Genomic DNA, 12,034 nt, shown 5'->3' with positions numbered 1-12,034 from the left:
TCGCCGGAGCAGTTGGACTTGGGCTCGGAAAGCCTCGTCAGACGGCCGGCAGTCACGATTGAATACTCGGTCCGGCCTTTAGTTGCCGCCCCACCTGCGAGGGCCCCATGAAGATTCCGAGGTCTGAACTTCCCGTCATCACGGCGGCTGTGAACGCTGCGCCTGCGAAGGTGGGCCCCGACCAACCCCCCGGTCCCCGCTCCAGCGCGGCGGTTCCCGCCGGGCCAAGACAAAGCCCGGTTCAAGGACCGGCCGCAGCCGCCCCGGGCGGCGCAGGCACACGGCCGCCGGGCGACGAAGTCGCCGCCGTTCCGGCGCGCGCGGATATCGGCAACTGGCCGGACCCTATGTAAGCCGGAAACCTAAGCGTGCATCGGTGAAGGCGTACGACGGCGGGAGGTCCCGCCGTCGTCGTTCTGGCCGGCGTCTGCCTGGTTCCGCCCAACGATCCGTTGAACACTCCGGCACGCGCCGGAATACTGGAACCGGGGCAATGTCCGGCGGCAGGGGCGGTGACACGGTGATGGGTGCAGCAGGCAGCAACTTCAGGCGGAAGGTGGAGCGCGCAGCCGAACTCCGCGCGCTCCGGTCCTCCGGGGGGACAGCGGAGGACGACGCGGAGCTGTCCGCCGCCGAGTCCGAGCTGCGGGAAAAGCGCCGGAAGGTCACCGATGCGGCCCGCGCCGACTACCTCATCCGGGATGCGATGGCGCAGGGGAAGTTCGACAACTTGAAATACTCGGGCAAACCGATTCCCGGACTCGGGGAGGGATATGACCCCGACTGGTGGGTCAAGGGCCTCATCCAGCGCGAGCACCTTAGCGGCCTGGGGCCAAAAGCCATCCTGCTGCGCACCGAGGATGCGGAGCTGGACGCCAAACTGGACGCGCAGTACACGGAAAAGCAGGTTCGCGACATCGTTGAGGACTTCAACGCCAGCGTCATCGAGGCGCGCCGCCAGCTGCAGGGCGGGCCGCCGGTGGTCACAAAAACCCGTGACGCCGACGCCGAGGTGCAGCGGTGGCGCGAACGGCGTGCCGTGGCGGCCGCGGCTGCACCGCAACCTGTCGCGGAAGCCAAACCCCCGTGGTGGCGACGTCTGGGGCACCGCTCCTCCTGAAGCGCCCGCAGGTGGCACGATAAGGGAATGGTGGCTGTTCTGCTGGGCTGGAACCCGGGCGTAGGCGATACCTGGCCGGGCTATTCGCGGGTCGTGGACGAGCTGGGTGCTGCCGGCGTGCACCGGCGCGCGTGGCCCACCGGAACCGGCACCCTGCCGGGGCCGGGAGCGGATGCCTGGCTCCTGCTGCACGGAAAGGCAGGAAGCGGGCTGATCGGCCATGGCGTGGTCGCCTCTGCGCCATATCCGGTTGCCGCGCCCGAGTTGGAACACGGGACCCAGACCTGCATTGACGTGGACTTTGACGTGCTGCTGCCGCTCGGAGACCAGGTCCCGGTGGACATCCTGGCGGCCCGCGCGCCGCTGACGGACTGGGCTGCTGCCGCGGCCACCGGCGCGTGCCGGCCGCTCCCGGAGGACCAGGCGCGGGCCATCCGGGAGCTCTGGGCCGAGTGCCTGCCGGCCGACGAGAACGATCCGGTCCTTCCCGTGCCTGGCACCCTGCCGCAGGACGCCCTGATCCGGGTGGGCGTGAACAGATACGAGCGCAATCCGCACGCCCGGCGCGTCTGCCTGGCGCACCACGGCACCTCATGCGCCGCCTGCGGGTTCTCCTTCGAGGCGGCCTACGGCCCGGAAGGCGAAGGCTTCATCCATGTCCATCACCTGGTGCCGGCCAGCCAGCTGGGGCCCGGCTACGAGCTGGACCCTGTGGGGGACCTGGTTCCGTTGTGCCCCAACTGCCACGCCATGGCGCACCGCCGCCGGGTTCCGTACACCGTGGCCGAACTCCGGGCCATGAGGTCCAGCGCGGGGTACATCAGCGGATCCGTGGTGTCACAGCAGGAGCTGGATGCCCAGGCTGAGGCCCGCCGCATCCTGGGCAGCAAGTGAGCGGCCCGGGGAGCTACGGGGACCAGAGCCACTCCCGGTTGAAGTCGGGGTGGTCACTGTAGGGGACCGCCAGCGCATTGAGTGACAGGGTGGTCCATTCCAGCGCCTGCGGAATCCACTCGGTCTCGTCGCCGAAGGGATCGCTCACGAGGGTGGCCAGCGCCGTCTGCCTGGCCGCCTCGACGATGCCGATCAGGCGCCGCTTGGCTTCGCACTCCAGCAGCAGGCGGCGTTCGTACCACTTGCCCGATTCCGACGTCGTGCGGTCGTCCAGCAGCTTGCGCGCCACGGCCTCGTCTTCGGCGATGCGCGCGGACAGGAACTCCACGATGTCCACTGTCTGAGCGTACGCCCGCCGCTGCGCGGGCACACACGGTGCTAGACGGCGGCGCGCAGGTCCGCGGCGGGGCTGATGTCCAGTGCGGGGCTGAGGTCCAGTGCGGTGCTGAGGTCCGCCGGGGACAGAGGCAGGTAGTAGGCGGAGTGGTAGCGCGTGCGGTCGCCGGTCACCACCCACGCTGAGCCCTTGCGGACGCGAAAGCGCTTGGTCAGGACCGTCCTGTCATGGTGGATGAGGTGGGCGAGGACATCTGCCATGACATCCTCGTGCGTGCACAGGACCGTTCCCGTCCCGCGGGCCTTGGCAACGAGGTCCAGTGTGGCCGCCAGGCTGCCGGCGGCCAGGTGCTCAGAACGCTCCACTACGAGGGATTCCCGCCGTGCCAGCTCGGCGACCGTTTCGAGGCAACGGATCGAGGGTGCGGAGACGATGCGCTCGATGTCAAACACGGCTCCGAGTGAGGCGAGTGACCTGGCGGCCTGCTCGCCGATCCGCGCCAGGGGCCGGCTGCCTGCTGCCGGGTCCCACTCGTCCCGTTTCGTCATTTCCGCCCCGCGCACCAGCAGCAGCATTTTCTCCCGCTTCGGCACCGGACGGATACCCAACTCCAACTGGAGCAGGGTGCCCAGGGCGATGATGGCGGGCCTGTCCCGCGGCTCGGTGACGGTGCGCAAGGCCGCCGGCAGCGAAAGCCACCTGACGGCGTCGACCTCTTCATTGGGAGTGAAGCGGCCTGGCCCCGCCGCGGCAGCCCAGTAACGGATGCTTTTGATTCTGCGTTTGCTGTCCTCGTAGCGGATGGTGGGCAACTCCGCGCCCAGACGGCACTGCAGGCCCGTTTCCTCCCGCACCTCACGTTCCGCGCATTCCGGGCCCGTTTCCCCCGGGTCCGCTTTGCCCTTGGGGATGGACCAGTCGCCGTGGGCCGGCCGGTGGATCAGGAGCACTTCAAGGGCGCCTTTCCCTCCGATCCGCCAAGGCAGTGCACCATACGTCGGGGGCTTCGTCCTGCTCATGCGCTCGTCTCCGTTTTGAGGCTGCCGCTTTCGGCAGGAACCAGGGTCAGGGCCGGAGTGTCCTTGGCATGCTGCAGACTGTCCAGCCGGCTGTAGAGGCCGCCCGCCGCGGCGAGTTCGCTGTGCCGGCCGCTTTCCACAATCCGCCCCTTGTCCAGCACGTAGATCCGGTCGGCCCGTTTCAGCGTCGAGAGCCGGTGCGCGATGACGATCACCGTCCGCCCCGCCATGAGCCGTTCCAGGCCGCGCATGACGTACTGCTCAGAAATGGCGTCCAGGCCGGATGTTGGTTCATCGAGGATCACGATGGGTGTGTCGCGGACCAGCGCGCGGGCGATGGCGATGCGCTGGCGCTGCCCGCCGGAGAGCGTGACGCCCCGCTCGGCCACCGGGGTGTCGTACCCGAGGGGCAGGTTGCGGACGAACTCGTCCACGTGGGCTGCCTCGGCCGCGGCCAGGACCTGTTCCCGGCTGACGCCCTCCGAGCCGTAGGCGATGTTGTCGTAGATGGTCCCGCGGAACAGGATTGATTCCTGCAGCACGATGGATATCTGCCGGCGCACCGTGGCCACCTGCAGGTCCCGCACATCGATGCCGTCAAGCAGAACTTCCCCCTCGGCCGCATCGTAGAGCCGCGGAATCAGGCTGACGACGGACGACTTTCCGGCGCCCGTCGGGCCAGTGATCGCCACGACCCTGCCAGGCTCCACCGTGAGGTCAATTCCGTGCAGCACATGCCGGTCGCCGTGGTAGCCGAAGCTCACCGAGCGCAGTTCCACCGCGCCGGCCAGCCGCGGGGCCGGCCGTGCGCCGGGCAGGTCAGATATGGCCGGCGCCGTGTCCAGGATTTCCTGGATGCGCTCGGCGCTGGCCTGGCCGCGGCTGATGACGGTGGTGAGCTTGGCCAGGGACTTCATGGGGGAGTACAGCGCCTTGAGGTAGGCGAGGAACACAAGCAGCAGGCCCAGTGTCAGGGTCCCGTCCAGCACGCGCTGGGCGCCGATCCATAGGACCAGCACCGTGCCCAGGGTCGCGATGATGTCAACCAGCGGCGAGAACATGGACTGCAGCCGGATGACCTTCAGGCCGGCGTCACGCCGTCCGTCATTGCGGGTCCGGAAGTCCTCCTCGTGGTGTGCCTCGCTCGTGTAGGTCTGCATCACGCGCACCGAGGAGAAGGTCTCCGACATCGCCGCCGCAATGTCGCTGTCCCTGCTGCGGGCCTCCTTTGACGCGACCTTGATGCGGCGCCGGTAGAAGAGCACGGTGACGAACAGCAGTGGCGACACCGCCAGGCCGATCAGTGCGAAGGTCGGGTCGATCAGCACGCAGATCGTGATCACGAACCCGAGGATGAAGACATTGGGCAGCAGCACGGACAGGATCGACACCATGAGCGCACGCACGTAGTCGACGTCGGTGGTGGTGCGGGTGACGAGGTCGCCCAGCCGCTGCTTGTCGTGGAAGGCCAGAGACAGCCGCTGCAGATGGGTGAAGACTTCGGCCCGGATCGTGGCCATCGCCCTCTCACCGACGCCGTTGAGCAGGCGGGTGCCAAGATAGTCCGCGCCCGCGTTCAGCACTGTCATGGCAAGCAAGGCCGACGCGGCGAGCAGAAGCAGCTGGAGCTGGCTCAAGCCGGCCAGGCCCAGGAAGGCCGGCGTCTCATGAAGCTGGGAGCTGCCCGTCGGCTGCAGCACGTCGTCGACGATGACTTTCATGGGCCACGGCAGGGCAACTTCCACGGCGGCGACGAACACCACCAGCAGCGCCCCGCCTGCCAGCGCCCAGACATGCGGGGCTATCGCCCCGCGGAACCGCCAAAAGGTTTGAAACATGTCTCCCCCTAAGAACCGGCGGTCGCGGACATCGCCCGAACGCTGTGCGTTGGGCGGTGCTCTGAGACCGTCCAGGGATAGTCCCTGGTCAGACTCACTATTTCCCACAGAGCTTTAGGAAACCCCTCCCGGAGCTTGGGGAAAACCTGTGGCAATTTGGAGTACGACGGCGGTTGCACCGTTTGGGGGGCTTACATCCGGGCCGTCTCGGACTACCGTTTGCAAGTAGAGGCAATTCCAGCCCGCACGGCAGCAAAGGAGACCCCATGGGTGAGGTGTGGATCCGCACCATCAGCCACAGCCTGGTGCGGGCCGACAGGGTCACGGAGATTGCCTCGTCCCGCGGGTCGGTCCACGAAGAGCGCGGGTATTCGATCAGGGCGGTGGCCGAGGGCAGGGCCTATATTCTCGTCGACAACAGCGACCTCGAGGGCACGGCGAAAGCCAGATTCGGGCATGCCCGGCGCATGCAGGCGGCATTGCTGCTCGCCATGGATGCAGCAGGCACTTCCGCCGCGTCCATGGTGATCAGTTATGAACAGGACGGGGAACGCTGGATCCTCACCCCGGCGTCGGACATTGCGGGCGTAACGGAGCCGGCCGTGCCGATGGCGAAGAGCACCTGAACGCCTAGCGTGCCACCCCGTTGGCATCCTCCGGGCCCACAAAGTCGCACGAGCCCGGGTGGCGTTCGGGCAGGATGCAGGTCCGGCCGGTGGCCAGGTGCACATTGCCGCAGCGGCCCGCCAGGGCCACGTCTTCGCGGACATGGAAGCTTCTGAGATCGGGCCGTTCCCCGCTGCTGACCGGAAGAACGGACGGTGCTGGCCTGCTGTCGCCGTCGGAACTATTCATGCCTACAGAACTCCTCGTCGAGTGGCTGCCCCCGGGACGCAAGGCCAGTCGTGCGGATCCAAGGTCTCCAGTCTCCCGCCGCGGCATTAACGGCGGGTTACGGGGCTGTTAGATCCGTTTGGCCATCTTGTCCCGGCCCGGGCTACCTTGCTCCGTTATCCGAGCAGATCGTCCACGTAGCACCACCGCCAGTCCTCACCCGGTTCGATGCTGCGCATCACAGGGTGTCCGGTGGCATGGAAATGCCGGGACGCGTGGGTGGCGGGAGAGGAATCACAGCAGCCCACGTTCCCGCACTCCAGGCACATCCGCAGGTGGACCGTGAGGGTGCCTTCGCGGACGCAGGCGTCGCAGTGCGCCTCGGGGGGAACCTCGGGATCGCGGGCGGCCTCCAGATGCTCGCAGTCTCCGCCCGGCCGGGCGACGGCGCGGGACCCGGAAACGTCGGCCTCCTCGATGACGGCATCCAGCATCGACTCTTCGACGTCGAGCCGTTCCAGGACATTGCTGAGCACTTCGTGGGCGTAGTTCCCGCCGCTTCTGAGTTCGAGGACCTTCGCCCGCTCCGCCTCGAGCATGGCGAGCCGCAGCTGGGCATAGCGCTGGCTGGGAGTGGCGGCTTCCGCCGTCGGCCTGCCCAGGCGTTCCCACGCTGCGAGTCCGCGCTCCAGCGTCCTCCGCTTGAGCATGGCCACCACCTCCGGAGGATCATCGTCGGTCCGGAGTTCGTGCAGCCGCTCCACTCCCGCCGCCGTGGCCTGCTGCGTCAGCGAGGCCTGGGCCAGCGCGTCCTCGCCCGGATCGGGGCCCTGCACGCGGAGCAGCCGCACCAGGGCGGGCAGCGTGAACCCCTGCAGCGCCAGCGTGCCGGCCACCACCACCATTGCCGCCAGGATCAGCACAGTGCGGTGCTCCAGGTCCTCGGGCAGCGTGAGGACTGCGGCGAGCGTGACCACGCCGCGCATGCCGGCCCACGAGATGATGGCCGGGTACTGCCAGGGTGGTGCTGGGTCGTTCCGGGCGACGGACGGGATCAGCCGGGGCAGGTAGGTTGCCGGGAAGACCCAGACCGGCCGCAGCAGCAGGACAGCCAGCAAGATCACCGCACACCCCGCCCAGATTCTGGCGGCGCCGAGGGAGTCGTCCTGGACGCCCTCGATGACGGTCCGCACCTGCAGGCCGATGAGGAGGAACACTGAGTTTTCCAGCAGGAACTGCACCGTCTCCCAGTTGCTCCGCTGGCTCTGCCGGGCGGCCCCGTTGGGCATGGAGGGTGCCTTGGTGCCCATGATCAGGCCGGTCACCACCACCGCCAGGACGCCCGACGCGTGGATTGCCTCCGCCGGCAGGTAGGCCACGAAGGGTGCCATCAGCGACGTCGAGGTATTGATGGCAACGTTGCGGATCCGCAGGCGCAGCTGGGTGAGGACGTAGGCTGCGGCCAGTCCCACCACCAGCCCGCCGCCGGCGGCCACCAGGAAGTCGGCGCCGATCTCCAGCACGGAAACGGTTCCTGCGAGGGCGGCGACGGCTGCACGCAGGCATACCAGGGCGGTTGCGTCGTTGACCAGCGATTCGCCTTCCAGGATGCTGACGATCCTGCGCGGCATCCCTACCTTGCGGGCAATGGCGGTGGCGGCCACCGCATCCGGTGGAGCCACCACGGCAGCGAGCGCGACGGCCGCGGCGAGCGGTATTTCCGGGAACAGCCACCAGACGACGAGGCCCACCACGATGGTGCCGAAGACGACGTAGCCCACGGAGAGCAGCCCGATGGCCCGCCGGTTGGAGCGGAAGTCGTACAGCGATGTCTGCAGGGCGGCGGCATACAGGAGCGGCGGCAGCAGCCCCACGAGGACCAGTTCAGGGTTGAGGTCGACGCGGGGCACGAACGGGAGGAAGGAAGCGGCCACCCCGGCGAGCACCAGCAGCAGCGGGACGGACACATCAAGCTTGCGGCCCAGCGCGCTGACCGCGCACACCACAGCGGCGAGCGACAGCAACCCCAGAGCGACGTCCATGCGGCTATTCTCTCAGCCGCCGCGGACTGCCCGACGGCGGGCGGGGACTTCGGTCAGGATGTCTCCGCACGCTTGGGCGCAGGTTCGACGACGTCGTCAGCACCTTCGGCCGGATCCTGCGAATGCATGCGGATGTCGGTGGGGTCTGCCGTTTCGTCCCCTTCGGCGGGGGCTTCGCTGTGGATGCGCTGCAGCGACTCCGGGTTCTCGCTCATGACTGCCGTTCCTCTGTTGGGGTTGTGTGCTGTGGGCCATCGCTTAACGTTCATCTAGCTACCGCACCAGTCAGCCTGTCAAGGACCGCCGCTGCGCTCTGGCCGGGGATGCTGTTCTGTGTTGAACTGTTGGGGTTGCACCCGAAATGCCCCCGCGGTTGACGCCGCAGCACCGCCCTTAGCACCGTCTACCCAGCCGGTCCGCGCCGGCTGTTGGGAAGGAACTCCACTATGGCAACGCACAAGATCGGCTATTTCGTAGGGAGCCTGGCCAGCGGCTCCATCAACCGGACGCTTTCCAAAGCCCTTATCAAGCTGGCCCCCGGCGACCTCGAATTCACCGAGATTCCCATCAAGGACCTGCCCCTGTACAGCTACGACTACGACGCCGACTTCCCGCCCGAAGGCCGCGCGCTCAAGGAGGCCATCGAAGGCTCCGACGGCATCCTGTTTGTCTCCCCGGAATACAACCGGTCCATCCCGGGGGCGCTGAAGAACGCCATCGACTGGGGATCCCGGCCCTGGGGCACCAACTCATTCGCCCGCAAGCCCACCGGCATCATCGGCGCCTCGCCCGGGAGCATCGGCACTGCGGTGATGCAGTCCTCCATGCGCGCCGTGCTGAGCTTCCTCGACGCCCCGCAGCTGAACGCACCCGAGGCCTACGTGAAGTTCAACCCCGATGTGTTCGGCAGCGACGGCGAGGTCAAGGACGAATCCACTGAGGCCTTCCTGCGGCACTACATGGAGGAGTACTGCGCCTTCGTCCAGCGGGTCCTGGCGGCCAACGCACCGGGCCACATCGGTGACCCGGAACCCGACACCCAGAAGCTCTCCCGCTAGGCAAGCCCCCTCTTCCAGCCCTCCTCATGCCCAGTTTTTGTACAGGCAATGGCCGCTCGGAGGCCCGAAGCCCCATTATCTGTACAAGAACTCCTAGCAGTGGAGGGGCCTAGAGGGGGAGGGGGACGAGGCCGCCGAGGTTGCGGTACTTTTCGAGCCGCTGCGGGAGGAGCTCGGCCACCCCGGCGGCCGAAAGCGCGGCCAGCTCGTACTCGATCGCCTGCCCCAGGCGCTGGCAGAACGCCCTGCCCTCGAGGGCGGCGTCGCCGCGTTCGTCCACGATGTGCTCCACCATGCCATGTGCGTAGAGAGAGGCGACGTTGACGCCCTGCGCCTCGGACATGGCCGGGGCGAACTCGGTGCTGCGGTGCACGATGGCGCTGGCCCCTTCGGGCGGCAGGGGGGACAGCCAGGCGTGCTGTGCGGCGATGGTGCGGTCGGCCGGGAACAGTGCCAGGGCGCCGCCGCCTGTGCCCTGGCCCATCAGCACGGAAACCGTGGGGGAGTTGAGTCCGATGAGGTCATGGAGCGACCGTGCGATTTCGCCGGCCAGCCCGCCCTCTTCCGCTTCCTTGGACAGCGCCGCGCCGCCGGTGTCGATCACCGTCACCAGGGGCAGCCCGAGCTCTTCGGCCAGCCGCATGCCGCGGCGGGCTTCCCGCAGGGATGCGGGCCCCATCGCGGTCTGCTGCGAGGGCCGGGGCCGGGTGTGCCCGATCACCACGCAGGACTTCTGCCCGAAGCGGGCCAGTGCCAGCAGCAGCCCCGGGTCCTTTTCGCCCTGGCCGGTGCCGTTGAGCGGAAGCACGTCGCGGGCCCCGTAAGCCAGCAGCTGGCGCAGGTCCGGGCGGCGCGGGTTCCGGGAGATTTCGATCGATTCCCAGGCTCCGGCGTCGGACGGTTTCACGGACAGCGTCCGCGGCGGCCGGACCCGCGCGTGCGGGCCGGCGACCAAGATGCTCAGGGCGCGGTCGACGACGTCGGACAGCTGCCACGGCGGGACCACCGCGTCCACGAGCCCCTTGTCGAAAAGGTTCTCGGCCACCTGGACGTTCGCCGGAAAAGGGGTACCGTACAGCGCCTCGTAGACGCGCGGCCCCAGGAACCCGAGGAGGGCGCCCGGCTCGGCCACGGTGATGTGCCCGAGGGAGCCCCAGGAAGCCATGACACCGCCGGTGGTGGGATGCCGGAGGTACACGAGGTAAGGCAGGCCCGCCTGCCGGTGCGCCCGGACAGCCGCGCTGATCTTCACCATGGAGAGGAACGCGATGGTGCCCTCCTGCATGCGCGTGCCGCCCGACGCCGGTCCGGCCAGCAGCGGCAGGCCCTCCCGGGTGGCGCGTTCGACGGCGTTCACGATCCGTTCCGCGGCGGCCAGGCCGATGGAGCCTGCCAGGAAGCGGAACTCGCTGACAATGACGGCCACCCGCCGGCCGCGGATGAGGCCTTCACCGGTGAGGACGGACTCGTCCACGCCGGTCTTCTCCCGGGCGGCGGCAAGTTCCTGCCGGTACTCGGGGCTGGGATTGGGGTCCACCACGGGGGAATCCCAGGAGCGGTACGAGCCGGGGTCAAGGACGGCTGCGATGAGTTCGGTGGCGTCCAGGTGCCGGACCTTCTGACCGGCGGACGGATCTGCGGCCATGGTCAGCGGCCCTCCCCGGCGGCGGCGCCGGCAGCGGCGTCTGCCGGAACGAGCCCGAGCCATTGCCTGATCTGCTCTCCGTCCTGGTCCAGCAGCGGCGGAGCCGTGTGCGTCTTCAGCGTGGTTTCCGCGGTGTCCGCGGCGCTGAAGAAGCGCAGTGGCGGCCCCGGCAGGGTGACATTCCCGAGGATCTTGTGGTCGACGTCGATCACCAGGCCCTGCGAATGGACCTGTTCCCATTCGTAGACCTCGTCCAGGGTGCGGACCTTGCCCGCCGGGATCCCGGCCTCGTTCAGCATGGCGAGCAGGGGCTCCGCCTCGTATCCGGCGAACGCGCGTTCCACCTCCTCGATGACCTTTTCCCGGTTCCGGACGCGTTCGGCGTTGGATGCGAACTCCGGACGGTCCGCGTCAATGCCGAATGTTGAGGCAAACGTGCGCCACAGCTTCTCGCTGCCCACGCTGATCTGCACGCGGCCCTGCCGGCAGTGGAACAGGCCGTACGGTGCGATGGACGGGTGGTGGTTGCCCTGGGCCTTGGGCACCTCGCCGGCAACGGTGGCGCGTGTGCCCTGGAACGCGTGCACACCGATCAAGGCGGCAAGCAGCGAGGTCCGCACGATCTGCCCCTGGCCAGTCCGTTCGCGCTGCAGCAGCGCCGCGAGCGTGCCGAACGCCCCGTACATGCCGGAGAGGAGGTCCGCGATGGGCACGCCCACCCGTTGGGGGTCGTCCGGGCCGGAGCCGGTCAGGGACATCAGCCCGGCCTCACCCTGCAGGATCTGGTCGTAGCCGCTGCGGCGCGACTCCGGACCGTCGTGCCCGAAACCGGTGATGGACAGGACCACCAGCGAAGGGTTCAGCGCGTGCATCTCCGCGGCGGAGAACCCGAGCCGGTCCAGCACGCCGGGGCGGAAGTTTTCAATGACGACGTCGGCCCGTTCCAGCAGTTCGCGCAGAACCGTCCGGCCGTCGTCGCTCTTCAGGTCCAGGGCGATGGATTCCTTGTTGCGGTTGCAGGAGAGGAAGTACGTGGCCTGGGGATCGTCCTCGGGGCCGACGAACGGCGGCCCCCAGCCGCGCGTATCGTCGCCGGTGCCGGGATTCTCGACCTTGATGACCCGGGCGCCGAGGTCTGCGAGCATCATGCCGGCGTGCGGTCCGGCGAGGGCCCGGCTTAGGTCCACCACAAGGTAACCGGAGAGGGGGCCTTCGGGCTGGGGCGTGGATTCATGGCTCATGCTGGG

General features: G+C 68.4%; 12 protein-coding genes. 4 read left to right on the top strand and 8 right to left on the bottom strand.

Features of this window, described 5'->3' with window-relative positions:
- Positions 1 to 493: 493 nt before the first annotated feature.
- Both ARGLB_RS22080 and ARGLB_RS22075 read left to right on the top strand, forming a co-directional pair.
- Positions 494 to 1,120 carry a DnaJ family domain-containing protein gene (locus tag ARGLB_RS22080; RefSeq protein WP_003806405.1) on the top strand — a complete coding sequence of 209 codons (627 nt, stop codon included), beginning with the start codon at positions 494 to 496 and terminating at the stop codon, positions 1,118 to 1,120.
- Positions 1,121 to 1,147: 27 nt separating this feature from the next.
- Entirely contained in the window at positions 1,148 to 2,014 is an 867-nt protein-coding gene (locus ARGLB_RS22075; RefSeq protein ID WP_003806404.1) for an HNH endonuclease, read from the top strand.
- A gap of 13 nt (positions 2,015 to 2,027) precedes the next feature.
- Here the strand turns inward: ARGLB_RS22075 and ARGLB_RS22070 are convergent, their stop codons facing one another.
- The 3 genes from ARGLB_RS22070 to ARGLB_RS22060 are packed head-to-tail and all read right to left on the bottom strand — an operon-like array spanning position 2,028 to position 5,208.
- Complete coding sequence (locus ARGLB_RS22070) at positions 2,028 to 2,351, bottom strand: DUF6221 family protein (RefSeq protein ID WP_043420211.1); 324 nt, start codon at positions 2,349 to 2,351, stop codon at positions 2,028 to 2,030.
- Positions 2,352 to 2,392: 41 nt separating this feature from the next.
- On the bottom strand, positions 2,393 to 3,370 hold the full coding sequence (locus ARGLB_RS22565) for an NUDIX domain-containing protein (protein WP_003806402.1): 978 nt from the start codon (positions 3,368 to 3,370) through the stop codon (positions 2,393 to 2,395).
- Positions 3,367 to 5,208, bottom strand: a complete 1,842-nt coding sequence (locus ARGLB_RS22060; RefSeq protein WP_003806401.1) for an ABC transporter ATP-binding protein — start codon at positions 5,206 to 5,208, stop codon at positions 3,367 to 3,369. The genes ARGLB_RS22565 and ARGLB_RS22060 overlap by 4 nt, the downstream gene beginning before the upstream one ends.
- 266 nt (positions 5,209 to 5,474) lie before the next feature.
- On the opposite strand from ARGLB_RS22060, the gene ARGLB_RS22055 reads away from it, so the two are divergent.
- Complete coding sequence (locus ARGLB_RS22055) at positions 5,475 to 5,834, top strand: hypothetical protein (RefSeq protein ID WP_003806400.1); 360 nt, start codon at positions 5,475 to 5,477, stop codon at positions 5,832 to 5,834.
- A gap of 4 nt (positions 5,835 to 5,838) precedes the next feature.
- Here the strand turns inward: ARGLB_RS22055 and ARGLB_RS22050 are convergent, their stop codons facing one another.
- The 3 genes from ARGLB_RS22050 to ARGLB_RS23790 all read right to left on the bottom strand — a co-directional run bounded on the left by ARGLB_RS22050 (position 5,839) and on the right by ARGLB_RS23790 (position 8,299).
- The gene (locus tag ARGLB_RS22050; RefSeq protein ID WP_003806399.1) at positions 5,839 to 6,063 is read right to left on the bottom strand and encodes a hypothetical protein; all 225 of its coding nucleotides are present in this window, start codon (positions 6,061 to 6,063) and stop codon (positions 5,839 to 5,841) included.
- 155 nt (positions 6,064 to 6,218) lie between these two features.
- Complete coding sequence (locus tag ARGLB_RS22045; RefSeq protein ID WP_003806398.1) at positions 6,219 to 8,084, bottom strand: Na+/H+ antiporter; 1,866 nt, start codon at positions 8,082 to 8,084, stop codon at positions 6,219 to 6,221.
- A 53-nt stretch (positions 8,085 to 8,137) separates the two neighbouring features.
- The gene (locus tag ARGLB_RS23790; RefSeq protein ID WP_003806397.1) at positions 8,138 to 8,299 is read right to left on the bottom strand and encodes a hypothetical protein; all 162 of its coding nucleotides are present in this window, start codon (positions 8,297 to 8,299) and stop codon (positions 8,138 to 8,140) included.
- Positions 8,300 to 8,530: 231 nt separating this feature from the next.
- Here ARGLB_RS23790 and ARGLB_RS22040 point away from each other — a divergent pair, with 231 nt between their 5' ends.
- Positions 8,531 to 9,142 carry an NADPH-dependent FMN reductase gene (locus tag ARGLB_RS22040; RefSeq protein WP_003806396.1) on the top strand — a complete coding sequence of 204 codons (612 nt, stop codon included), beginning with the start codon at positions 8,531 to 8,533 and terminating at the stop codon, positions 9,140 to 9,142.
- A gap of 109 nt (positions 9,143 to 9,251) precedes the next feature.
- Here the strand turns inward: ARGLB_RS22040 and ARGLB_RS22035 are convergent, their stop codons facing one another.
- Together ARGLB_RS22035 and ARGLB_RS22030 are read right to left on the bottom strand one after the other, a co-directional pair.
- Positions 9,252 to 10,787, bottom strand: coding sequence for a carboxyl transferase domain-containing protein (locus ARGLB_RS22035; protein ID WP_003806395.1), 1,536 nt, complete (start codon positions 10,785 to 10,787; stop codon positions 9,252 to 9,254).
- Positions 10,788 to 10,789: 2 nt separating this feature from the next.
- Positions 10,790 to 12,028, bottom strand: coding sequence for a CaiB/BaiF CoA transferase family protein (locus tag ARGLB_RS22030; protein WP_003806392.1), 1,239 nt, complete (start codon positions 12,026 to 12,028; stop codon positions 10,790 to 10,792).
- Between the last annotated feature and the right edge of the window lie 6 nt (positions 12,029 to 12,034).

The organism is Arthrobacter globiformis NBRC 12137, from assembly GCF_000238915.1.
In the GTDB taxonomy this organism is placed as follows: domain Bacteria; phylum Actinomycetota; class Actinomycetes; order Actinomycetales; family Micrococcaceae; genus Arthrobacter; species Arthrobacter globiformis.
Note: the sequence above shows the minus strand (reverse complement) of the source record. Positions and strands in the feature narration are given on the sequence as shown.